General features: G+C 65.2%; 21 protein-coding genes. 8 read left to right on the top strand and 13 right to left on the bottom strand.

Annotation, left to right across the window (positions count from 1 at the left end; all coding sequences use genetic code 11):
* Window positions 1-8 precede the first annotated feature (8 nt).
* The 8 genes from B6K69_RS09175 to glpD all read right to left on the bottom strand — a co-directional run bounded on the left by B6K69_RS09175 (window position 9) and on the right by glpD (window position 8,087).
* Complete coding sequence (locus tag B6K69_RS09175) at window positions 9-1,730, bottom strand: ABC transporter substrate-binding protein (RefSeq protein ID WP_107673162.1); 1,722 nt, start codon at window positions 1,728-1,730, stop codon at window positions 9-11.
* Between the two features lie 84 nt (window positions 1,731-1,814).
* Window positions 1,815-2,216: a DUF2160 domain-containing protein gene (locus tag B6K69_RS09170; protein WP_108643564.1), complete on the bottom strand. Its 402-nt coding sequence runs from the start codon at window positions 2,214-2,216 to the stop codon at window positions 1,815-1,817.
* A gap of 48 nt (window positions 2,217-2,264) precedes the next feature.
* Window positions 2,265-2,639: a hypothetical protein gene (locus tag B6K69_RS09165; RefSeq protein ID WP_108643563.1), complete on the bottom strand. Its 375-nt coding sequence runs from the start codon at window positions 2,637-2,639 to the stop codon at window positions 2,265-2,267.
* Window positions 2,639-3,442, bottom strand: a complete 804-nt coding sequence (locus B6K69_RS09160; protein WP_107673163.1) for a carbohydrate ABC transporter permease — start codon at window positions 3,440-3,442, stop codon at window positions 2,639-2,641. The genes B6K69_RS09165 and B6K69_RS09160 overlap by 1 nt, the downstream gene beginning before the upstream one ends.
* Window positions 3,442-4,314 (bottom strand): carbohydrate ABC transporter permease, encoded by an 873-nt coding sequence (locus B6K69_RS09155; protein WP_107673164.1) that lies wholly within the window; start codon window positions 4,312-4,314, stop codon window positions 3,442-3,444. Before B6K69_RS09155 ends, B6K69_RS09160 begins: the two co-directional genes overlap by 1 nt.
* Window positions 4,314-5,390, bottom strand: a complete 1,077-nt coding sequence (locus B6K69_RS09150) for an ABC transporter ATP-binding protein (protein WP_108643562.1) — start codon at window positions 5,388-5,390, stop codon at window positions 4,314-4,316. The genes B6K69_RS09155 and B6K69_RS09150 overlap by 1 nt, the downstream gene beginning before the upstream one ends.
* Before the next feature lie 2 nt (window positions 5,391-5,392).
* Window positions 5,393-6,481: an ABC transporter ATP-binding protein gene (locus tag B6K69_RS09145; protein ID WP_108643561.1), complete on the bottom strand. Its 1,089-nt coding sequence runs from the start codon at window positions 6,479-6,481 to the stop codon at window positions 5,393-5,395.
* Between the two features lie 10 nt (window positions 6,482-6,491).
* Window positions 6,492-8,087 (bottom strand): glycerol-3-phosphate dehydrogenase, encoded by a 1,596-nt coding sequence (gene glpD / locus B6K69_RS09140; RefSeq protein WP_108643560.1) that lies wholly within the window; start codon window positions 8,085-8,087, stop codon window positions 6,492-6,494.
* A 271-nt stretch (window positions 8,088-8,358) separates the two neighbouring features.
* Between glpD and B6K69_RS09135 the strand changes: the two genes are divergently transcribed.
* Window positions 8,359-9,120 carry a DeoR/GlpR family DNA-binding transcription regulator gene (locus tag B6K69_RS09135; RefSeq protein ID WP_108643559.1) on the top strand — a complete coding sequence of 254 codons (762 nt, stop codon included), beginning with the start codon at window positions 8,359-8,361 and terminating at the stop codon, window positions 9,118-9,120.
* Here B6K69_RS09135 and B6K69_RS18170 read toward each other — a convergent pair.
* From B6K69_RS18170 to B6K69_RS09115, 5 genes are all read right to left on the bottom strand, one after another.
* Window positions 9,117-9,272: a hypothetical protein gene (locus B6K69_RS18170; protein ID WP_164681919.1), complete on the bottom strand. Its 156-nt coding sequence runs from the start codon at window positions 9,270-9,272 to the stop codon at window positions 9,117-9,119. The genes B6K69_RS09135 and B6K69_RS18170 overlap by 4 nt on opposite strands.
* Before the next feature lie 171 nt (window positions 9,273-9,443).
* A complete protein-coding gene (locus B6K69_RS09130) occupies window positions 9,444-10,967 on the bottom strand; it encodes a tripartite tricarboxylate transporter permease (protein ID WP_108643558.1) in 1,524 nt (507 codons plus the stop codon).
* Window positions 10,964-11,464 (bottom strand): tripartite tricarboxylate transporter TctB family protein, encoded by a 501-nt coding sequence (locus B6K69_RS09125; protein WP_108643557.1) that lies wholly within the window; start codon window positions 11,462-11,464, stop codon window positions 10,964-10,966. The genes B6K69_RS09130 and B6K69_RS09125 overlap by 4 nt, the downstream gene beginning before the upstream one ends.
* Window positions 11,461-12,402 carry a Bug family tripartite tricarboxylate transporter substrate binding protein gene (locus B6K69_RS09120; protein ID WP_108643556.1) on the bottom strand — a complete coding sequence of 314 codons (942 nt, stop codon included), beginning with the start codon at window positions 12,400-12,402 and terminating at the stop codon, window positions 11,461-11,463. Before B6K69_RS09120 ends, B6K69_RS09125 begins: the two co-directional genes overlap by 4 nt.
* A 156-nt stretch (window positions 12,403-12,558) precedes the next feature.
* Entirely contained in the window at window positions 12,559-13,638 is a 1,080-nt protein-coding gene (locus tag B6K69_RS09115; RefSeq protein ID WP_108643555.1) for an ABC transporter substrate-binding protein, read from the bottom strand.
* Window positions 13,639-13,747: 109 nt separating this feature from the next.
* On the opposite strand from B6K69_RS09115, the gene B6K69_RS09110 reads away from it, so the two are divergent.
* Genes B6K69_RS09110 through B6K69_RS09080 form a run of 7 tightly spaced genes read left to right on the top strand, consistent with a single transcriptional unit; the run spans window position 13,748 to window position 21,760 of the window.
* Window positions 13,748-14,437, top strand: coding sequence for a response regulator (locus tag B6K69_RS09110; protein ID WP_108643554.1), 690 nt, complete (start codon window positions 13,748-13,750; stop codon window positions 14,435-14,437).
* On the top strand, window positions 14,427-15,866 hold the full coding sequence (locus B6K69_RS09105; RefSeq protein ID WP_108643553.1) for a sensor histidine kinase: 1,440 nt from the start codon (window positions 14,427-14,429) through the stop codon (window positions 15,864-15,866). Before B6K69_RS09110 ends, B6K69_RS09105 begins: the two co-directional genes overlap by 11 nt.
* A gap of 60 nt (window positions 15,867-15,926) precedes the next feature.
* Window positions 15,927-16,808, top strand: a complete 882-nt coding sequence (locus B6K69_RS09100) for a DMT family transporter (protein WP_108643552.1) — start codon at window positions 15,927-15,929, stop codon at window positions 16,806-16,808.
* On the top strand, window positions 16,805-17,692 hold the full coding sequence (locus B6K69_RS09095; RefSeq protein WP_108643551.1) for a DMT family transporter: 888 nt from the start codon (window positions 16,805-16,807) through the stop codon (window positions 17,690-17,692). Before B6K69_RS09100 ends, B6K69_RS09095 begins: the two co-directional genes overlap by 4 nt.
* Before the next feature lie 60 nt (window positions 17,693-17,752).
* Entirely contained in the window at window positions 17,753-19,276 is a 1,524-nt protein-coding gene (gene gpmI / locus B6K69_RS09090) for a 2,3-bisphosphoglycerate-independent phosphoglycerate mutase (RefSeq protein WP_108643550.1), read from the top strand.
* On the top strand, window positions 19,276-20,400 hold the full coding sequence (locus tag B6K69_RS09085) for a murein hydrolase activator EnvC family protein (RefSeq protein WP_108644860.1): 1,125 nt from the start codon (window positions 19,276-19,278) through the stop codon (window positions 20,398-20,400). Before gpmI ends, B6K69_RS09085 begins: the two co-directional genes overlap by 1 nt.
* A gap of 7 nt (window positions 20,401-20,407) precedes the next feature.
* Window positions 20,408-21,760 (top strand): S41 family peptidase, encoded by a 1,353-nt coding sequence (locus tag B6K69_RS09080; protein WP_108643549.1) that lies wholly within the window; start codon window positions 20,408-20,410, stop codon window positions 21,758-21,760.
* Window positions 21,761-21,766 lie beyond the last annotated feature (6 nt).

The raw sequence follows: 21,766 nt of genomic DNA, 5'->3' as shown, positions 1-21,766 counted from the left end.
GGTTCGGTTTACTGCCAGGACTTGATCAGCTCGTCATAGCTGATGGTTTCCGGCTTGGGATCTTCGTTCTCAAGTTTGGCCACCGGCGCGCCGGGGGCATCCAGCCAGATCTGCGCATCCTGCTCTTCGTTCATCTTCGGGCCGATGTCGCCCTGAACACCGGCACGTTCCAGACGTTCCAGCACCTTTTCCTGCTCGGCGCACAGGGCATCAAGCGCCTCTTGCGGGGTCTTGGCCCCCGACATGGCGTCGCCGATGTTCTGCCACCAAAGCTGGGCCAGCTTCGGATAGTCCGGGATGTTGGTGCCCGTGGGCGACCACGCCACCCGCGCGGGCGAGCGGTAGAATTCCACCAGACCGCCCAGTTTCGGGGCGCGTTCGGTGAAGCTCTTGTCCTGGATCGTCGACTCGCGGATGAAGGTCAGGCCGACGTGGCTTTTCTTCACGTCCACCGTCTTCGAGGTCACGAACTGCGCGTAAAGCCAGGCGGCCTGCGCGCGGTCGACCGGGGTCGACTTCATCAGCGTCCAGGACCCCACGTCCTGATAGCCGATCTTGGTGCCTTCGCTCCAATAGGCGCCATGCGGCGAGGGGGCCATGCGCCACTTGGGCGTGCCGTCCTCGTTCATCACCGGCAGGCCGGGCTTGACCATGTCGGCGGTGAAGGCGGTGTACCAGAACATCTGCTGGGCGATGTTGCCTTGGGCGGGCACGGGGCCGGCCTCGCCAAAGGTCATGCCCTGCGCTTCGGGCGGGGTATACTTCTTCAGCCAGTCAATCGCCTTGGTCACGGCATAGACCGCGGCCGCATCGTTGGTTGCCCCGCCACGCGCGACGCAAGACCCGACGGGACGGCTGTTTTCATCGACGCGGATGCCCCATTCATCAACCGGCAGACCGTTCGGATCGCCCTTGTCGCCCATGCCGGCCATCGACATCCAGGCATCGGTGTAGCGCCAGCCCAGCGAGGGGTCTTTCTTGCCATAGTCCATGTTGCCATAGACGCCGGTCGCCGGCCCGCCCATGTAAGACATGTCACGGCCGGTGAAGAATTCGGCGATGTCCTCATAGGCCGACCAGTTGACCGGAACCCCCAGGTCATAACCATACTTGGCCTTGAAGTCGTCCTTGGTCTTCTGGTCGCTGAACCAGTCGTAGCGGAACCAGTACAGGTTGGCGAACTGCTGGTCGGGCAGTTGATACAGCTTGCCATCGGGGGCGGTGGTGAACTTGGCCCCGATGAAATCGGCAAGGTCAAGGTTGGGGTTGGTCACGGCCGCGCCTTCGCCGGCCATCCAGTCGGTCAGGTTGCGCGCCTGCTGATAGCGCCAGTGGGTGCCGATCAGGTCGCTGTCGTTGATATAGGCGTCATAGATGTTCTCGCCCGACTGCATCTGCGTCTGCAGCTTTTCCACCACGTCGCCTTCGCCGATCAGATCGTGGGTGATCTTGATGCCGGTGATGGCGGTGAAGGCCGGCGCCAGCACCTTGGATTCGTATTCATGCGTGGTGATGGTTTCCGAGACGACCTTGATTTCCATGCCCGCATAGGGCTTGGCCGCGTCGATGAACCACTGCATCTCGGCTTCCTGATCGGCGCGGCTCAGCGTCGAGAGGTCGCCGATTTCGGCATCGAGAAAGGCCTTGGCGGCCTCCATGTCTGCCCAGGCCGGCAGGCCCGTGGCCATGAGCGCGAGCGCCATGGCGGTTGCGGTTGCGCGAAGTCTCATCGTGTTCCTCCCATTGAACAGATTTGGTTCGTGTCGGACCGGCGGCAGGCTCCTCATCCCGCCGCCCGCCAGCGTTGTTCCTTGCTACACCAGCCAGAACACCACTACGGCATAGCCAAGGCAGATCAGCATCGGCGGCCAGCCCAGGCTGCCGATGAAGTAAAGCCAGATCAGATGGATGAAGGCCGACCCGAGCAGCGTGATGAACAGCCGGTCGCCGCGGGTGGTTTCGATCCGCAGAATCCCGACACGGGGCGTTTCGGGCCAGCGGATGGCCAGCAATGTCATCACGATCAGCAGGCAGGCGATCACCCAGAAAAACAGGGCAATCGGAAAGGTCCAGGCCATCCAGCCGCCGGGGATCAGCGGGGCAACCCAGTCTTTCGCGCCGTCCTTGACCGGCACGGCCCAGCACAGTGCGGCCAGAACCGCGCCCATCACGGCGGCAAGGGCGGCGTAGATCGTGGCCCAGCGGGATGCGGTCATGGATTGGCACCTACCCGAGCTTGTCTGATGAGTGTTACCGTTGCCATGCTACGCTTCCACCTCCTTGACAAAAAACTCGTGATTCACTCCTGCAACTATCAGGGTCTTTCCAATTGGAATTGGAGCTTCTCGTGCGCGATTGTAGGTGCCAATCGGATCACTGGATTCTGGCTGCGATTGCAGCGCTGCCTTGGCTTGTTCACTACGGAGTTCCTCCCGAAAGTCGATGATTTGGAAAGGATCGTAGGCCCTCTTATTGTTCGCGCGCAGGCACGAAGAGATCAGCGTTTCGGTGTCAAGGTCGCGACAAATCAGGCGTTCAATGAGAAGTATGATGTTTGCGCTTTTTGGTGCCCGAAGTTGATACTCTTTGTTGCTGTCCCGGTCGTAATGGGTAATCAGATACTCTCTTCGCGGCGCCATCACACCCTCCCCAGGGCAAAGCCCTTGGCAATGTAGTTGCGGACAAACCAGATCACCAAGGCCCCCGGAACGATGGTCAGCACCCCGGCGGCAGCCAGAACGCCCCAGTCCATGCCGCTGGCTGAAACCGTGCGGGTCATGGTGGCGGCAATGGGCTTGGCGTTGACGCTGGTCAGCGTGCGCGACAACAGCAGCTCCACCCATGAGAACATGAAGCAGAAGAAGGCGGCGACACCGATGCCGCTGGCGATGAGCGGCATGAAGATCTTGATGAAGAAGCGCGGGAAGGAATAGCCGTCGATATAGGCGGTCTCGTCAATCTCCTTGGGCACGCCGCGCATGAAGCCTTCCAGAATCCACACCGCCAACGGTACGTTGAACAGGCAATGCGCCAGCGCTACGGCGATATGGGTGTCGAACAGGCCGACACTGGAATAAAGCTGGAAGAACGGCAGGGCAAAGACGGCGGGCGGTGCCATGCGGTTGGTCAGCAGCCAGAAGAACAGGTGCTTGTCGCCCATGAACGTATAGCGGCTGAAGGCATAGGCCGCCGGCAGGGCAACCGTCAGCGAGATGACCACGTTCATCGTGACATAGATGATCGAGTTCACATAGCCCATGTACCAGCTTGGGTCGGTCAGGATCACCACATAGTTGCGCAGCGTGAAGCTGTTCGGGAACAGCGTGAAGGTCGAGGTGATCTCGGTGTTGGTCTTGAAGCTCATGTTCACAAGCCAGTAGATCGGCACCAGCAGGAACAGCAGATACAGCGTCATCACCAGGGCAGAGCCACGCAGCCGCATTACTTGCCCTCCTCTTTGTCGAGATTGGTCATCACGGTGTAGAACACCCAGCTCACCAGCAGGATCACCAGGAAATACATCAGCGAGAAGGCGGCGGCAGGGCCAAGGTCGAACTGCCCGATGGCCATCTTCACAAGGTCGATCGACAGGAAGGTGGTCGAGTTGCCGGGACCGCCGCCGGTCACGACGAAGGGCTCGGTATAGATCATGAAGCTGTCCATGAAGCGCAGCAGGATGGCGATCAGCAGCACCCCCGCCATCTTGGGCAGCTCGATATAGCGGAACACGCTCCACCGGCTGGCCTGATCCACCCGCGCGGCCTGATAATAGGCGTTCGGAATGGATTGCAGGCCGGCATAGCACAGCAGCGCGACAAGGCTGGTCCAGTGCCAGACATCCATCACGATGACGGTGATCCAGGCATCCAGCGGGTCGTTGGTATAGTTGTAGTCGATGCCGATCTTGGACAGGTAATGGCCAAGAAGGCCGATGTCGACGCGCCCGAAGATCTGCCAGATCGTCCCCACCACGTTGAACGGAATCAGCAGCGGCAGCGACATGAGGACAAGGCAGACCGAGGCCCAGAACCCCTTTTTCGGCATATTCAGCGCGATGTAGATGCCCAGGGGCACCTCGATCGCAAGGATGATCGCCGAGAACAGGATCTGCCGGCCCAGGGCTTCGTGCAGCCGCGAGGAGGTGACCATTTCCTCGAACCACTCAAGCCCCACCAGGAAGAATTCATTGTTCCCGAAGGTGTCGTTGACCGAATAGTTCACGACGGTCATCAGCGGGATGATTGCCGAGAAGGCCACGATCACCAGCACCGGCAAGACAAGGAACCATGCCTTGTTGTTCTGGGTCTTGTCCATCAGGCGGCCCCCCCTTCGACGCGCCAGTCGTCGGCATAGACATTGATGCGGTCCGGCGTGAACCGGACATGGGTCAGTGTGGTATCGACAGCCATGCCTTCCGGTGCGATCACGTTGACCGAACTGCCGGCCACGTCGCCCCTGATGATGCGGTGGCGGCCCACGTCCTCGACCCGGCGGATGGTGATGGGCAGCCCGTCGCCCCGGGTCAGAACGGCGTATTCGGGCCGGATGCCAATCTGCGACTTGCCCGCAATGGGTGCATAGCTGGCGCCCAGCGGGACAGGTGCGCCCTGCACATAGGCGGTGTCGCCGCGGATGTCGGCCGGCAGCAGGTTCATCCCCGGCGATCCGATGAAGTAGCCCACGAAGGTATGGGCGGGCCGTTCGAACAGATCTTCGGGTGTACCCATCTGCACGACACGGCCATCATACATGACGACAACCTTGTCGGCGAAGGTCAGCGCCTCGGTCTGGTCATGGGTGACGTAAATCATCGTATGGCCGAATTCGCGGTGAAGCTGCTTCAACTGGGTGCGCAGCTCCCACTTCATATGCGGGTCGATCACGGTCAGCGGTTCGTCGAACAGGATGGCATTCACATCCTCGCGCACCATGCCGCGGCCAAGGCTGATCTTCTGCTTGGCATCGGCCGTCAGGCCACGCGCCTTGCGGTCAAGCATGGCGTCCATTCCGATCATGGCGGCGATCTGGTTCACACGCGCCTTGATATAGGCCGCATCCATTCCCCGGTTCCGCAAGGGGAAGGCCAGGTTGTCGCGCACGGTCATCGTGTCGTAGACGACCGGGAACTGGAACACCTGCGCGATGTTGCGTTCCGACGTTTCGGCATCGGTCACGTCGCGGTCACCAAACAGGACGCGGCCCTGACTGGGCTTCAGCAGGCCCGAGATGATGTTGAGAAGCGTGGTCTTGCCGCAGCCCGACGATCCAAGCAGGGCATAGGCGCCGCCGTCCTGCCAGACGTGATCCATTTCCTTCAGGGCGAAATCCTGTTCGCCGCGCGGTTTCGGAAAGTAGCTGTGGGCCAGCTTGCTGAGGGTGATCTGTGCCATGGTCAGGCCGCCGCCGCATAGGCCGCCGGCGCGGCAAGCCGCCCTTCGGCATCGAAGATATAGACATGCGCGGGGTCAAGCCAGACGCTGACCTCGGTTCCCGGTTGCAGGTCATGCACGCCATGCACCAGACCCACCCAACGATCGTTTCCATGTGTCAGGTGAAGGAAGGTTTCCGATCCGGTGATCTCGGTCACGCCCAGCAGGCAGCGGAATTCGACGGTCTGGCCGGAATGTGTGTTGAGATGCAGGTGATTGGCGCGGAAGCCGGCGGTATAGCGCCCGTCTGGCAGGGCCGCGAAGGCGCCGTCGGCGGGGCTGTTGGCAAGGCCGCCGAAATTCATGCGATGGCCTTCCTTGAAGCAGGACACAAAGTTCATCGGCGGGTCGCTGAAGACGCGCGCGGTCGTGGCGTCGGCGGGCTGGCGATAGACGGTTGGTGTGGGGCCGAACTGGGTAACGCGGCCTTCCCAGAGGGTTGCCGTATTGCCGCCCAAGAGAAGCGCCTCTTCGGGTTCCGTGGTGGCATAGACGAAGATGGCACCGGATTCCTCGAAGATGCGCGGGATTTCGGCGCGCAGCTCTTCGCGCAGCTTGTAGTCAAGGTTGGCAAGCGGTTCGTCCAGCAGCACCAGCCCGGCTTCCTTGACCAGCGCGCGCGCCAGCGCGCAGCGCTGCTGCTGGCCCCCCGAAAGCTCAAGCGGCTTGCGGTCCAGCATCGCGGTGATCTTCAGCATCTCGGCGGTGGCCCGGACCGCCCGGTCGATTTCCGCCTTGTCCTTGCCCAGCAGACGCAGCGGAGAGGCGATGTTGTCATAGACCGACATGGCCGGGTAGTTGATGAACTGCTGGTAAACCATGGCAACCTTGCGGTCCTGAACGCGGACGCCGGTCACGTCGGTACCATCCCATTTCAGGCGGCCCGCGCTTGGCACATCCAGCCCGGCCATCAGCCGCATCAGGGATGTCTTGCCTGACAGCGTGGGGCCGAGAAGCACGTTCATCGTGCCCTTTTCCAGCGTCAGTGTCGTGGGGCTGATCTGCATCTGCCCCTTCACGACCCGGCTGACGGCTTGCAGTTCCAGTGCCATCCTTCCCCCTTCACTCCGCCGCGGGGCTGATCGCCCCGTGGTTCGCCGCCTCGGCCATGAAGGCATCCAGCGTGGCGACCTGTTCTTTTGACATGCGAAGGCCCAGCTTCGTGCGCCGCCAGACCACATCTGCGGCGGCCCGCGCGAATTCGCGCGCCATCAGCCAGCGCACCTCGGCCTCGGTCAGGGTGGCGCCGAAATCGCGGCCAAGGTCCGCGGCACTGGTGGCCGTGCCCAGAAGCGTTTCCGCTTCGGACCCGTAGGCGCGGATCAGGCGACCGGCCCAGTAATCGGACAGGAAAGGGAAGCGGTCCTTCAGGCGTTGGGTCAGCGCGGCCACGCCGTCATGCGGAAAATCGCCGCCGGGCAGCGGAACCCGGGCCGTCCAGGCGCCCTTGGCCTGCGGAAAGAACGGTTGCAGCTTTTCCAGCGCGCTTTCGGCAAGGCGGCGGTAGGTGGTGATCTTGCCGCCAAAGACATTCAGCAGCGGCGCGCCGTTGCCATCCAGCGAAAGCACATAGTCGCGGGTGGCGGCCGTCGCGGATTTCGCACCGTCGTTATACAGCGGGCGGACGCCGGAATACGTCCAGACCACATCCTTCAGGGTGACGGGGCGCGCAAAATACTGGCTGGCGAATTTCAGCAGATAGTCCCGCTCTTCATCGGTGCAGACCGCATCCTTCGCCGCGCCCTTGTGGTCCTTGTCGGTGGTGCCGATCAGGGTGAAGTCCTGCTCATAGGGGATGGCGAAGATGATCCGCCCGTCCGACCCTTGCAGGAAGTAGCAGCGGTCGTGGTCGTAAAGTTTCCGCGTCACGATATGCGATCCGCGGACAAGCCGGACGCCTTCGGTCGAATTGATGTGCACCACGTTGCGGATCACATCTTCAACCCAGGGGCCGCCCGCATTGACCAGGGCATGTGCGTGATGTGTCCGAACCCCATCCGGGCCTTCGGTGGTGATCTCCCAAAGCGCACCCGTGCGGGTGGCCTGTGTGACGCGGGTGCGGGTCAGCACCGTTGCCCCGCGCTGTGCGGCATCGCGGGCGTTCAAAGAAACCAGCCGGGAATCCTCGACCCAGCAGTCCGAGTATTCATAGGCATGACGGAAGCGCGATTGCAGCGGCTTGCCGGCCGGATCTCGCGTCAGGTCCAGCGTACGGGTGGGCGGCAGGATCTTGCGGCCACCAAGCGTGTCATAAAGGAAAAGGCCCAACCGGATCAGCCAGGCCGGACGGCGCCCCTTCATCCAGGGCATCAGGCGGCCAAGGGTTCGCCCGATGGGTGTGTCCCCCTCGAACCGGATGTCGGGGTGATAGGGCAGCACAAAGCGCATCGGCCAGGCGATATGCGGCATCGCCACCAGAAGCGTCTCACGCTCTTCCAGCGCCTCGCGGACAAGGCGAAATTCGAAATACTCCAGATAGCGAAGGCCGCCATGGAACAGCTTGGTCGATGCAGAGGAGGTTGCCTGCGCAAGGTCGCCCTGTTCGGCCAGCACCACCGAAAGACCACGCCCTGCGGCATCGCGGGCAATGCCGCAGCCGTTGATGCCGCCACCGATAATGAACAGATCGGCCACATCGGGCCGCGTCGTCTGAGTCACGCCAATCTCCTCCCAGTCGGATGAGGTTGAAGCGAATCCGGGCGAGCGGTCAATCCATTTCTTTCGTTTATGCGCGAAATGAAATAAAACGAATTATGACGCGCCGCTGTCTTCTGGATGGGCCGGCCCCGGAGAGGGGCCGTGGGGCACAGGACCAGATGCCGCGCTGCGGCATGTTTTCCAAGGGGATGGGCAGGCCATTTTCTGCCTTGAACCAGCGGTCCGCGCGGCCGAAGGTAAGCTACCAGAAACGAAGCAAAAGGAACGCACCATGGCGCTCAGCTTCCGCCAGAGCGAAATCCTTGAAATCGCCCGCGCCGAGGGGCGCGTGGTTGTCGAGGATCTTGCCCACCGTTTCGACGTGACGCTTCAGACCATCCGGCGCGATCTGTCGGAACTGGCGGATCTGGGGCATCTGGACCGGGTGCACGGCGGCGCTGTGGCGCGCACCGGGGTTGCGAACCTTGGCTATGAACAACGCCGCCGCATGAACGAAGGTGCCAAGGCCGCCATCGCGCGGGCCTGCGCGGCGGCGATCCCGGAAAACTGTTCGCTGATCCTGAACCTTGGCACCACGACCGAGGCGGTGGCGCAGGAACTGCTGACCCATCGCAACATCACGGTGGTCACCAACAACATGAACGTGGCCAATTCCCTGGCCGTCAACCCGGGCTGCGAGATCATGGTGGCCGGGGGCGCGCTGCGGCGGTCGGACGGCGGCCTTGTGGGCGAACTGACCACGCAGTTCTTTGAACAGTTCAAGGTCGATATTGCCGTCATCGGTGCATCGGCACTGGACCGCGACGGCGATCTTCTGGATTTCGACCTTGCGGAAGTGCGGGTGTCGAAGGCCATCATCCGGCAGGCGCGGAAGGTGTTTCTGGTCTGCGACCATTCAAAACTTGACCGTTCCGCCCCGGCGCGGTTGGCGTCGCTGTCGGAAATCACGGTCCTGTTCACCGATCAGCCATTGCCGCCGGATCTGGCGCAGAAATGTGCCGACTGGGGCACGCAGGTGGTGGTCGCCGGTTAGAAACGGACGGCGCGCATGTCGCTGGCCGGGATGCCCAGGCGGGCAAGGGCGGCCTCGTCGGGCATCCGGTGCTGGCGCAGCGCGGCGCTGGCTTCGCCGGCGGCGGCAAGGGTCGAGGCGGCGTTCCCGAGGAAGCGGAACAGGCGGAGCATTTTCAAGGGCCCTCTGGTTGCAGATCGTTCTGCCTGCAACATGGGGGGCTGACCGTGATGCTGCAACGCAGCAAAGCGAATGTCCGCCATGACCCCGACGCATGGCCCGCACAAGAAAAGACCCGGCGCGCGGCAGTCGCGGGCCGGGTCTTTCCGCAGCATGTCGGGCGGTCAGTCCTCGTCGCCGCCGAATTGCGACAGCGCCTTGCCCCGGCCGATGGCGCGCAGGACCAGCGGCAGAAGCAGCGCAATCGCCGACAGGGCCAGCAGCGTTGCCGAAACGCCCGACTGGAACAGCGTCGTCCAGTCGCCCTGGCTGATCGACAGCGCCCGGCGCAATTGCTGTTCGGCCATCGGGCCAAGGATCAGCCCCACCACGACCGGCGCGATCGGATAGCCGAACAGCCGCATCGCATAGCCCATGATGCCGAAGACCAGCAGCAAGCCCAGTTCGAAGGCCGACGGGTTGGCGCCGATGGTGCCCAGCGTGGCGAACATCAGGATGCCGGCATAAAGCCAGGGCCGCGGGATGCTGAGCAGTTTGACCCACAAGCCGATCAGCGGCAGGTTCAGCACCAGAAGCATCAGGTTCGCGATCAGAAGCGAGGCGATCAGCGACCACACCAGACCGGGATTGGTGGCAAAGAGCAGCGGCCCCGGTTGCAGCCCGAACTGCTGGAAGCCCGCCAGCATGATTGCGGCTGTGGCCGTGGTCGGCAGGCCCAGCGTCAGAAGCGGCACCAGCGTGCCCGCCGCCGCGGCATTGTTCGCCGCCTCGGGGCCGGCCACGCCTTCAATGGCGCCATGGCCGAACTCTTCCTTGCCCGGCGATTTGGCCAGCTTGCGTTCGGTCGAATAGCTGAGGAACGAGGCGATGTCGGCCCCGCCCGCGGGCATCGAGCCGATGGGAAAGCCGATGAAGGTGCCGCGCAGCCAGGGCAGCCAGCTCCGCTTCCAGTCGCTGCGGTTCATCCAGACCGATCCCTTGACGGCAATCACCTCGTCATCGGTGCCGGCATGGTTGCCGGCAATGGCCAGCGCCTCACCCACGGCAAACATGGCAACGGCCAGGGTGGTGACCTCGATCCCGTCCAGCAGATCGGGCACGCCCCAGGCCAGGCGGGCCTGGCCGGTCAACTGGTCGATCCCGATGCAGGCCAGCGCAAGCCCGACGAACAGCGAGGTCAGCCCCCGCAGGGTGGAATCGCCGAAAGCAGCAGAAACGGTCACGAAGGCCAGCACCATCAGCGCGAAATAATCGCGCGGGCCGAAGACCAGCGCCAGCTTCACCACATGCGGCGCAAGAAAGGCCAGCAGCAGCGTGGCAATCAGCCCGGCCACGAAAGAGCCGATGGCGGCGGTGGCCAACGCCGGGCCGCCCCGTCCGCGGCGGGCCATCTTGTTGCCTTCCAGCGCGGTGACGATCGACGCACTTTCCCCCGGCGTGTTGAGCAGGATTGAGGTGGTCGATCCACCATACATGCCGCCGTAATAGATGCCGGCGAACATGATCAGCGAACCGGCCGGGTCCAGCCCGTAGGTCACCGGCAGCAGCAGTGCCACCGTCAGCGCCGGGCCGATGCCCGGCAGAACGCCGACCATGGTGCCCAGCGTGACGCCGATCAGCGCATAAAGCAGCAGCATAGGGTCCAGCGCGGCGCCCAGACCCTGCATCAGGAAATCGAAGGAACTCATTTCACCCCCGGAAAGAACAGATGTTCAAGCGGGCCGGCGGGCAGGCTGAGCATCAGGAGCTGCGCGAAGACCAGCCAGACAAGGAATGAGGCGGCGATGCCGACCGGAATCGAGAAGGCAAGCTTGCGCTTGCCGAAGGCGCGGGCGGTGAAGGCGAACATCACGCCGGTTGCAATCGAGAAACCGGCGATCTTGAGGGTGACAAGCTGGAACGCCAGACCGCCGACGATCCAGAACAGGGGCACCGGGTCTTGCCGCGGGCGGGCGGGAAACTTGCCCAGCACCGCCTCGACCGCCGTCCAGACGGCCAGCAGGACAAGACCGATGCCCACCACGCGCGGCGCACTGGCCGGGCCAACACCGGAGTAACCGCCGCCGACATCGGCCAGACGGGCCGCATCGAACAGCAGCACACCGCCCAGACCGGCCAGAATCAGGGCGATGACCAGCGCCGCCCGGTCGGGGCGGCGCTGGAAGCGGAGATCATCCCCGTTCATTTCACGAGGCCAATGTCCTTGAGGACAGCCGCGGTGGCGGCGATGTCGGCCTGAAGCTGGGCATCGAACTCGGGGCCGGACAGGTAGGTGTCGGCCCAGCCCTTCTGGGCAAGCTGGTCCTGCCAGCCCTTCGATTTCACCAGCTTCTCGATGTCGGCCGAAACCTTGGCCTTCTGTTCGTCGCTCAGGCCCGGCGCGGCCGCAACCATGCGCCAGTTCTGCAGCACCACATCAAGACCGGCTTCCTTGAGCGTCGGCGCCTCGATACCCGGAATCCGCTCGGCCGAGGAAACGGCCAGCAGGCGCAGGGTGCCAGCTTCGACCTGGGCCTGGAATTCGCCCAGCGACGAGACGCCGGCCGTGACCTGGGCGCCCAGAATGGCGGCAAGGGCCTCACCACCGCCCGAGAAGGCGATGTAGTTGATCTTGGTCGGGTCAACGCCGGCCGCCTTGGCGATCAGGCCCACGGCGATGTGGTCGGTGCCACCCGCCGAACCGCCGCCCCATGACACGGCGCCCGGATCGGCCTTCAGCGCGGCAACCAGATCCTCGATCGTCTGGATCGGCGACGAGGCGGGAACCACGATGGCCTCATATTCACCCGTCAGGCGGGCGATGGGGGTCACGTCGGCCAGCGTCACCGGCGAGGCGTTGGTCAGGATGGCGCCCACCATGACATAGCCGCCGACGATCAGCGCATCCGGGTTTCCGGCGTTCTGGCTGGCGAATTGCGCCAGTCCGATGGTGCCGCCTGCGCCGGGCACGTTCACCACCTGCACGGTGGGCGAGATGCCTTCGGCCTGCATCACCTCTTGCATGGTGCGGGCGGTCTGGTCCCAGCCGCCGCCCGGATTGGCCGGCGCCATGATGGTGTAATCAGCCGCCGCCGGCAGCGCCATGGCGCCCAGCATCAGCGCCCCGAGTGCGAAATTCCGCATTGCATCCTCCCCTGGACCGGCGCCGTGTCGGGGCCGTGTCCTGTGTCTTTCCGTTGTGTGAAGGGGCTCCGGCCTCTCCCAAAGCCGTCCCCGTGCCGCCCCTCCTCCGGGGCTGCATGAGGCACATCAGCACAGAAAGCTGTCACGAACCTGTCATCAGGGCGAAAGGGCCTGTTGCCAGCGTTCGATCAGGCGGGCGCGGGTGGCCTGGTCAAGATAGGCCAGCAGCCCCGGCCCCACCGGAACAGGCTTCAGCCGCAGCCCGGTCAGGTCATCCAGCGCGCCCGATGGGGTTTGCCCGCCGGCAACCTCAAGGCTGACGGCGGGCAGGCGCAGGCTGTGTGACAGCTCGGCCTGGCCGTCGGGCGACATCAGCCAGGCCAGCAGCGCTTCGCCCAGATCGGGGTGTGCGGCGGCGCGCGGCACCAGCGCGACGCGCGACACCACCACGGTGAAATCGCGCGGCAGCGTCATGCCCACGGTATCGGGGTGCTGGCGGGCCCATTCGGCGACATATGAGCCTAGGAGGTTGTAGCCAACCGCGATCTCTCCGGTCGAGATGCGGCTGAGCAGGTCGCCCGAGGTGGGATATTGCTGCACGCCAGAGGCCCCCATGGCGGCGATCACCTGCCAGATGCCGGGGAACAGATCCTGATCACGCGCCAGGAACAGATAGCCCACACCCGACCGGGTGATGTCATAGGTGCCGATGCGCCCCCGTGCCTCATCCGGGTGGTCGGCCATCCAGCGCATCAGATCGGCGCGGGTGGCGGGCGGCGGAGTGTTGGCAAAGCTGGGCCGGTGCCAGGCAAAGACCGCCGGTTCATAGGTCAGCGCATAAGCCGTTTCGCGCCACATGGCCCAATCGGGCCAGTCGGCGGTGTCGGGGGTCACGGTGCGGCGACCGTAGCCGTCATTCACCAGCTTGACCTGAAGGTCCATGGCCGAAGAGAACACGAAATCGGCCGTGCGCCCGGGGCCATCGCTTTCGGCAACGATGCGGTCATGGATCTCGCCGGTGAGCAGATCCTCGTATCGGATCGAAAGACCGGGGTGCGCTTTCTGGAAGGCCGCCAGCAATGGCGCCGCCAGCGCGGTATCAAGCGAGGAATAGACCACCATCTCGGTCGCGGGTGCGGCCGGGTCGGCGGCGGGAAACAGCGTGACCTCTGCCCGCAGGGCGGGGGCGACCAGCAGCAAGACCGGCAGCAGGACATGGGCAAGGCGCGCGCGCATGGCCCGAGACTGCGGTCAATCCCCCGCCCGGCACAAGCGCGATGTTCACAAGCCGGTCCGCGCCCTCTAGTCTTGGGTCGGCACGGGGCACCACGAGGGGGGGAAGGCCATGCGCATCCTTCTGGTCGAGGATGACCGGTCGCTGGCCGAAGGGCTGATGACGCTGCTGCGCCAGTCAGGCTATGCGGTCGATCTGGTGCATGACGGCACCTCGGCCGAGGCCTTGGCGGCGGCGGAGAATTTCGATCTGGTCATCCTTGATCTGAACCTGCCGCAGATGGACGGGCTTTCGGTGTTGCGCGCCATGCGCAGCCGGCGAAACACGGCGGCGGTCATGATCCTGACCGCCCGCGGCGCCCCCGAGGACCGGGTGCGCGGCCTGGACCTTGGGGCCGACGACTATCTGATCAAGCCGTTCGACGTGGGCGAATTCGAGGCGCGGGTGCGGTCGCTGTTGCGCCGGCAGGCCGGGCTGAAAAGCGCGACCGTCAGCTTTGGCGCGCTGGTTCTGGACCTGACCACCCGCAGCTTCACGCTGGACGGTGCGCTGCTGGACCTGCCTGCCCGCGAACGGGGCCTTCTGGAACTGCTGATCCGCAAGGCGGGCAAGGTCGTCGCGCGCGAGGTGATCGTGCAATCGCTGACCTCGCTTGAGGACGAACTGTCGGCCAATGCGATCGAGCAATATGTCTCGCGGCTGCGCAAGCGGCTGGCGCCGGCAGGGCTGACCCTGCGCACCGCGCGTGGCATCGGCTATTATCTGGACCACCTGCCGCCGGGGGCCGCCGATGCCGGCTGATCCGCAGGCGGCGGTTACGGCGGGGCGGGTGTGGTCGATCCGGCGGCGGCTTCTGGCCTGGCTGCTGATCGCGACGCTGCTGATGGGGGCGCTGGCGCTGGCCGACACCTGGGCCGAGGCACAGCGCACCGCCGACGAACTGGCCGACCGGGTGCTGGCCGGGTCTGCGATGGTGATCGCGGAACGCGCGGCGCTGAACGGGCAGGGCGTGCTGGAAATCGCCATTCCCTATGGTGCGCTGGAAATGCTGACCTCGGCCGCGCAGGACCGGGTGTTCTATCGCATTGACAGCCCGGCGGCGGGCGGGCGGCTGGTCACCGGCTATGGCGATCTGCCGGTCGCCCCTGCAACGCCGGGCGGCGGGCCGGCCTTTGCCGATGTGGTCTATCGCGGTGTTCCCGTGCGGATCGCCAGTCTGGCCCGCGCGGTTTCGACCGGCATCGACGAGGTGCCCTTCACCGTGACCATGGCCGAAACCACGCTGGCGCGTGAGGTGCTGGCGCGCGACATCCTGCTGCGGTCGGCGCTGCGGCTGGCGGGCATGATTCTGGGCGCGGCGCTGATCGTCTGGATCTCGGTGACGGTTTCCCTGCGCCCGCTGGCCCGGCTGGGCGAGGCCATCGCAAGCCGCAATCCGGGCGACCTGCGCCCGGTGGAAACGGCGGTTCCGGCCGAGGTGCGGGCGCCGGTGCGGGCGGTCAACTCGCTGATGGGCCGGCTGGAGGGGGCACTGGCCGGATTGCGCAACTTTACCGGCAATGCTGCACATCAGTTGCGCACACCGATGACGGTGATCCGCACCCAACTGGCACTGGCCGGGCGGGCCGAGGATACCGCGACCGCCCGCGTCGCCGTGCAGCGCGCCGATGCCGCGCTGACCCGGGCTGAACGGGTGCTGGCGCAACTGCTGGCGCTGGCGCGGGTGGATGCGGCGCAGGGCCATGGGGTGACGCAGGCAGAGGTGATGGATCTGGCCCCCCTGGTGCGCGATCTGGTGGCCGGGCACATTCCGGCCGCCGCCGAGGCGGGCGTCGACCTGGGGCTTGAGATTGCCGGCCCCGTGGACGCCCGGTTTTCCGTGCTGCTGGAACCGATGCTGTTCGGCGAAGCCCTGCACAACCTTGTGTCGAACGCGGTGATCCATGCCGGGTCCGGCGCCGTGGTCACCGTTCGGCTGGAACGGGCCGAAGGCGGCATCCGCCTGTCGGTGGAAGATGACGGGCCGGGTATCCCCCCGGCGGCGCGGGCGCGGGTTCTGTCGCGCTTTGACCGGGGCGCGGCGGATGCAAACGCCCCGGGCATGGGGCTTGGCCTGCCCGTGGTGCAGGAAATCGCGCATCTGTTCGGCGGTCGGCTGGACCTTGCGGCCGGGCCGTCGGACCGGGGCCTGTCCGCCCGGATCTGGCTGCCCGAGGTCGGGGCGGCATAGGCACAGGTCCTGCCGCGCCCCCTGTCGCCCCGGTCAGGCCCGTGCTACCCAGCCGGCACCATGACCGGCTCGCGCAATCCCCGTCTCGGCATCTTCCTGATGATCGCCTCGGTCGCCGCTTTTGCGGCGCAGGACGGGTTTTCCCGCGGGCTGGCCGGGGAATACAACACGCTGATGGTGGTGATGATCCGCTACTGGGCCTTCGCGGCCTTTGTCCTGATCGCCGCGTTGCGCCGCCCGGAAGGCCTGCGCGCCGCCACCCGCACCCACCGCCTGCCGGCCCATCTGCTGCGCGGCACGTTGCTGGTGGCCGAGATCTGCCTGATCGTCTGGGGCTACACGCTGATCGGGCTGATCGAAAGCCATGCCCTTTTCGCCATCTGCCCGCTGCTGGTGGTTGCGTTGTCCGGCCCTGTTCTGGGCGAAAGGATCGGCCCCGCCCGCTGGATGGCGGTGGCCGCTGGGATGGTCGGGGTGCTGGTCCTGCTGCGCCCCGGCGCCGGGGTTTTCTCCTGGGCCGCGCTGCTGCCGCTGTCTTCGGCCCTTCTCTTCGCGCTGTTCTCGGTTCTGACCCGGCTGACCACGCGGGACGAGCCAACCTTCCCGGCCTTCTTCTGGCCCGCCATCGCCGGTGCCGTGCTGATGACCGTGATCGGCCTGCCGAACCTTGAACCCGTCCACCCTGACGACATCGCCCCGCTGGCGGCCTATTGCGCCATCGCGATCCTGTCGAACTGGCTGATCCTCAAGACCTATGAACAGATCGAGGCGGCGCGGGTGCAGCCCTATGCCTATCTGCAGATCGTTTTTGTCGCCGGCATCGGCATTTCGGTCTATGACGAGGTGCTGACGCTTCCTGTCGCGCTTGGAGCGGCTATCGTGATCGCGGCGGGGCTTTTTGCCCTGTCGCTGGAAAGACGCCCGGAAGGCCGCGCCCCATGACCACCCCGCAGAACACCCGCCTTGGCATCTGGCTGATGATCGCATCGGCGGCGGTCTTTGCCGCGCAGGATGGCGTCTCGCGCCATCTGGCCGAGGCGACCAATGTCTACATGGTGGTGACGATCCGCTTCTGGTTCTTCGCGGTCTTCGTGATGCTGCTGGCGGCGCGCGCGCCGGGCGGGCTGCGGGCGGCCACCCGCAGCGCCTATCCACTGTTTCAGATCGCGCGCGGGGTGATCCTGGTGGCCGAGGTCTGCCTGATGGTGCTGTCCTTCGTGGCGCTTGGGCTGATCGAAAGCCACGCGGTCTTTGTCTGCTATCCGCTGCTGGTGGCCGCCCTGTCCGGCCCGGTGCTGGGCGAAAAGGTCGGCTGGCGGCGCTGGCTGGCCATTCTGGTGGGCTTTGTCGGGGTGCTGATCATCCTGAACCCCGGGGCGGGCGTGTTCTCACCCTGGGCGCTGGTGCCCTTCATCTCGGCGCTGATGTTCGCGCTTTACGGCCTGTTCACCCGCTATGTCGCCCGCAAGGATGCGGCCTCGGTCAGCTTTTTCTGGACGGGAATGGTCGGCGCGGTGGTGATGACGCCCATCGGGCTGTGGCACTGGCAGACCATGCTGCCGATGGACTGGCTGTGGATGGCAACGCTGTGCTGTTCGGCGGCACTGGGGCATTGGCTGATGATCAAGGCCTATGCGGTGGCCGAAGCCTCGGCCATCCAGCCCTTCGCCTATTTCCAACTGCCAATCGTGTCAGTCCTGGGGTTGTTCCTGTTCAACGAGACGCTGCGCCCGAACGTGCCGGTGGGCGCGGCCATCGTGGTGGCGGCGGGGTTGTTCACGCTATGGCGGCAGCGGGTGCGCGAAAAGCAGACGGCCGGGGGTTAGGGCGTTGCCCCGCCCGGTGGCCGGGCGTAAAACCGCGGCGTCACCCTGAGGAGATTTCCCATGCCTGTGCCCAAGCCTGTTGTCCTGTGCATTCTTGATGGCTGGGGTCTCGGGAAATATCCCGAATATTCGGCCCCGGCGCAGGCGAAGGTGCCCACCTTCAACCGCCTGATGGCGACCTGCCCGAATTCCACGCTGGTGACCTTTGGTCCCGATGTGGGCCTGCCGACCGGGCAGATGGGCAATTCCGAAGTGGGCCATACCAACATCGGCGCGGGCCGGGTGGTGGCCATGGATCTGGGGATGATCGACCTTGCCATCGAACGCGGCACCTTTGCCCGCGAGCCGGCGTTGCAGGATTTCATCGCGCGGGTAAAGGCGGCGGGCGGCACGGCGCATATCGCGGGCCTTGCCTCGCCCGGCGGGGTTCATTCCCACCAGTCCCATATTGTCGAGGCGGCGCGGGTGATTGCCGCCGCCGGCGTGCCGGTGCTGATCCATGCGCTGACCGACGGGCGCGATGTGCCGCCCCGGTCGGGCGGCGAACAGGTGGCGGCGCTGGAGGCGGCCTTGCCGCCGCAGGCGAAGATCGCCACCGTCACCGGCCGCTATTACGCGATGGACCGCGACAACCGCTGGGAACGGGTTGAGCAGGCGTTCCGCGCCATCGTGCAGGGCAAGGGCATCGCCACCGCCGCCAGCGCGGCCGAAGCCATTGCCAAAGGCTATGCGCAGGATGTGACCGATGAATTCCTGCCCGCCACGGTGATTGACGGCTACACCGGCATGAAGGACGGCGATGGTCTGTTCTTCATCAACTTCCGCGCCGACCGCGCACGCGAGATTCTGGCCGCCATTGGCGACCCGGATTTCACCGCCTTTGAAACCGGACCGCGGCCGCATTTCTCGGCGATGCTGGGGATGGTGGATTATTCGACCGCCCATAACGCCTATATGACCACCGTCTTCCCCAAGCAGGACATCGTGAACACGCTGGGGGAATGGGTGGCGAAGCAGGGGCTGACGCAGTTCCGGCTCGCGGAAACCGAGAAGTATCCGCATGTCACCTTTTTCCTGAACGGCGGACGCGAGGTGCCCTTTGCGGGCGAAGATCGCTTCATGCCGAAATCGCCCAAGGTCGCCACCTATGACCTGCAACCCGAGATGAGCGCGCCCGAGGTTTCCGACCAGTTCGTGGCCGCCATCGAAAAGGGCTATGACCTGATCGTGGTCAATTACGCCAACCCCGACATGGTGGGCCACACCGGCAGCCTGCCCGCGGCCATCAAGGCCTGCGAGGCGGTGGATCAGGGCTTGGGTCGCGCCGTGGCCGCGCTGGAAAAGGCGGGCGGTGCGATGATCGTCTGCGCCGACCATGGCAATTGCGAGCTGATGGTCGATCCGGTGACCGGCGGCCCGCACACCGCCCATACCACCAACCCGGTGCCGGTCATCCTGTTTGGCGGGCCGAAGGGGGCAACCCTGCGCAGCGGCGGGCGGCTGGCTGATCTGGCGCCCACCATCCTGCACCTGATGGGCCTGCCGAAGCCGCCGGAAATGACCGGGGAAAGCCTGATCGCATGATCCTGCGCGCGGTGGCCCTTGTCCTGTGCCTGACGGCGGCGCCCCTGGCGGCGGCGACAGTGGCCGAACAGGCGGCCAAGGCTTCGGCCGATCTCAATTCCGCGATCGAGGCCCTGCAGACCGCCGACACCTCGCGCGACAGGGTGGCGGCGTTGACCCAGACCATCCGCGCCTATGAGACGGGCCTTGCCGTCCTGCGCGAGGCGCTGCGTCAGGGCGAATTGCGGCAGACCACGCTGATGTTGCAGTTCAACGCCAAGCGGGAACGCATCGCCCAGCTTCTGGTGGTGCTGGAGCGGATGGAGAAATCGCCCGGCCCGATGCTGCTGCTGCACCCCTCGGGGCCGGTGGGCACCGCGCGGTCGGGCATGATGCTGGCCGATGTCACCCCCGCCCTTCAGGCCGAAGTCGAAACCCTGAAGGCGGAATTGCAGGAACTGTCCGAACTGCGCGCCTTGCAGGCCGCTTCGGCGGGGATGCTGTCGCGCGGGCTGGCCGAGGCGCAGGCCGCGCGCACCGCGCTCTCGAAGGCGATCTCGGACCGCACCGACCTGCCCAAACGCTTTGCCGAAGATGCCGATGAGCTGAACCGGCTGATCGAATCCTCGGACACGCTTGAGGCCTTTGCCGCGGGGTTGGCGCTGCGCACGGCGGAAAGCGGCAACAACACCTTTGCCAGTTCGATGGGCACGCTGCCCTTGCCGGCGATGGGAACGCTGATCCGCCGCCCGGACGAACCCGATGCCGCCGGGGTGCGCCGGCCCGGCATGGCGCTTGCCACCCGCCCGCGGGCGCTGGTCACCGCGCCCTGGCCTGCGACGATCCGCTATCTTGGCCCGCTGCTCGACTACGGAAATGTGATCGTGCTGGAACCCGGTGACGGCTATCTCATGGTGTTGGCAGGTTTGGGAACACTATACGGAGAAGTGGGAGAAGTCGTCGCTGCCGGGGCACCGCTGGGGCTGATGGGGGGCGATGCGGCGATCACCGCCGAACTGGCTGGCGAGCAACCCAAGGGCACTGGTGCGCGTGACACGGAAACGCTTTACTTGGAACTGAGATTGGGGGCCGCGCCGGTGGACCCGACAGAATGGTTCGCCGCAACCGCGGCAACGGGAGACTGAGAGACCGATGAAGAAACTCGTGATGGCCGCCGCGGGCGGGACACTGGCCGGCGTTCTTCTGACCAGTCAGGTCGGGCCGCTGATCGCGCAGGAAGCGTCGAAGGAAAGCTCGGTCTATGAACAGCTTGATCTGTTCGGCGACATCTTCGACCGTATCCGCGCCCAGTATGTTGAGCCGGTCGAGACGGACAAGCTGGTCGAGGCCGCGATCAACGGGATGCTCACCTCGCTTGACCCCCATTCCAGCTATCTGTCCGCCAAGGATTTTGCGGACATGCAGGTGCAGACCAAGGGCGAGTTCGGCGGCCTTGGCATCGAGGTCACCCAGCAGGAAGGCTTCGTCAAGGTCATCTCGCCGATGGATGGCACCCCGGCCGACAAGGCCGGCATCAAGGCCGGCGACTACATCACCCATGTGAACGGGGAATCGATCCTGGGCCTGACGCTGGACCAGGCGGTTGACATGATGCGCGGCCCGGTGGGCAGCGAGATCATCATCACCGTGGTGCGCGAAGGTACCAAAGACCCATTTGACGTGTCGATCCTGCGCGACACCATCAAGCTGACGGCGGTCAAGGGCCGTGTTGTCGGCAAGGCGGTGGTGCTGCGCATCACCACCTTCAACGACCAGACCACCTCTGGCGTGCAAGAGGCGCTGAAGAAGGGCATCGAGGAACTGGGCGGCATCGAGAATGTCGAGGGCGTGGTCATCGACCTGCGCAACAACCCCGGCGGCCTGCTGAACGAGGCGATCAGTGTCTCGGACGCCTTCCTTGAAAAAGGGGAAATCGTCTCGACCCGCGGCCGCAACCCGCAGGATGGTGAACGCTTCAACGCCACCCCGGGCGACCTGATCGCCGGCAAGCCGATCGTGGTGCTGATCAACGGCGGCTCGGCCTCGGCGTCGGAAATCGTCACCGGCGCGTTGCAGGATCATCACCGCGCCATCGTCGTGGGCACCAAGAGCTTTGGCAAAGGCTCGGTCCAGACGCTGATTCCGCTGAAGGGTGACGGCGCGATGCGGCTGACCACGGCGCGCTATTACACGCCGTCGGGCCGGTCGATCCAGGCCCTGGGAATTTCGCCCGACATCGTGGTCAAGCAGCCCGAACCGCCCACCCCGGGCTCGGCTGAAACCGAAGCGAAAGCAGAGGAATCAGCCGCGATGAAGGAACGGTCCGAGGCCGATCTGCGCGGCGCGATCTCGAACGACTCGATGACCGAGGACGAGAAGCGCGTCTATCAGGAAGAACAGGCCCGTGCCGTGGAATCGGCCAAGCTGCGCGATGAGGATTACCAACTGGCCTATGCCGTGGACATCCTGACCGGGCTGTCGACCATTGCCCATGCCAAGCCCTGAGGCGGC

It is taken from the genome of Pseudogemmobacter blasticus (assembly GCF_003071405.1).
In the GTDB taxonomy this organism is placed as follows: domain Bacteria; phylum Pseudomonadota; class Alphaproteobacteria; order Rhodobacterales; family Rhodobacteraceae; genus Pseudogemmobacter; species Pseudogemmobacter blasticus.
Note: the sequence above shows the minus strand (reverse complement) of the source record. Positions and strands in the feature narration are given on the sequence as shown.

Bases quoted from the DNA above. Each gene is read 5' to 3' on its own strand.
- B6K69_RS09110 (WP_108643554.1), top strand. From the start codon at position 13,748: ATGCGCATCCTTCTGGTCGAGGATGACCGGTCGCTGGCCGAAGGGCTG.
- B6K69_RS09130 (WP_108643558.1), bottom strand. From the start codon at position 10,967: ATGAGTTCCTTCGATTTCCTGATGCAGGGTCTGGGCGCCGCGCTGGAC.
- B6K69_RS09080 (WP_108643549.1), top strand. From the start codon at position 20,408: ATGAAGAAACTCGTGATGGCCGCCGCGGGCGGGACACTGGCCGGCGTT.
- B6K69_RS09155 (WP_107673164.1), bottom strand. From the start codon at position 4,314: ATGGACAAGACCCAGAACAACAAGGCATGGTTCCTTGTCTTGCCGGTG.
- B6K69_RS09115 (WP_108643555.1), bottom strand. From the start codon at position 13,638: ATGCGCGCGCGCCTTGCCCATGTCCTGCTGCCGGTCTTGCTGCTGGTC.
- gpmI (WP_108643550.1), top strand. From the start codon at position 17,753: ATGCCTGTGCCCAAGCCTGTTGTCCTGTGCATTCTTGATGGCTGGGGT.
- B6K69_RS09175 (WP_107673162.1), bottom strand. From the start codon at position 1,730: ATGAGACTTCGCGCAACCGCAACCGCCATGGCGCTCGCGCTCATGGCC.
- B6K69_RS09145 (WP_108643561.1), bottom strand. From the start codon at position 6,481: ATGGCACTGGAACTGCAAGCCGTCAGCCGGGTCGTGAAGGGGCAGATG.
- B6K69_RS09125 (WP_108643557.1), bottom strand. From the start codon at position 11,464: ATGAACGGGGATGATCTCCGCTTCCAGCGCCGCCCCGACCGGGCGGCG.
- B6K69_RS09160 (WP_107673163.1), bottom strand. From the start codon at position 3,442: ATGCGGCTGCGTGGCTCTGCCCTGGTGATGACGCTGTATCTGCTGTTC.
- B6K69_RS09095 (WP_108643551.1), top strand. From the start codon at position 16,805: ATGACCACCCCGCAGAACACCCGCCTTGGCATCTGGCTGATGATCGCA.
- B6K69_RS09135 (WP_108643559.1), top strand. From the start codon at position 8,359: ATGGCGCTCAGCTTCCGCCAGAGCGAAATCCTTGAAATCGCCCGCGCC.
- B6K69_RS09100 (WP_108643552.1), top strand. From the start codon at position 15,927: ATGACCGGCTCGCGCAATCCCCGTCTCGGCATCTTCCTGATGATCGCC.
- B6K69_RS09120 (WP_108643556.1), bottom strand. From the start codon at position 12,402: ATGCGGAATTTCGCACTCGGGGCGCTGATGCTGGGCGCCATGGCGCTG.
- B6K69_RS09170 (WP_108643564.1), bottom strand. From the start codon at position 2,216: ATGACCGCATCCCGCTGGGCCACGATCTACGCCGCCCTTGCCGCCGTG.
- B6K69_RS09165 (WP_108643563.1), bottom strand. From the start codon at position 2,639: ATGGCGCCGCGAAGAGAGTATCTGATTACCCATTACGACCGGGACAGC.
- B6K69_RS09105 (WP_108643553.1), top strand. From the start codon at position 14,427: ATGCCGGCTGATCCGCAGGCGGCGGTTACGGCGGGGCGGGTGTGGTCG.
- B6K69_RS18170 (WP_164681919.1), bottom strand. From the start codon at position 9,272: ATGCTCCGCCTGTTCCGCTTCCTCGGGAACGCCGCCTCGACCCTTGCC.
- B6K69_RS09150 (WP_108643562.1), bottom strand. From the start codon at position 5,390: ATGGCACAGATCACCCTCAGCAAGCTGGCCCACAGCTACTTTCCGAAA.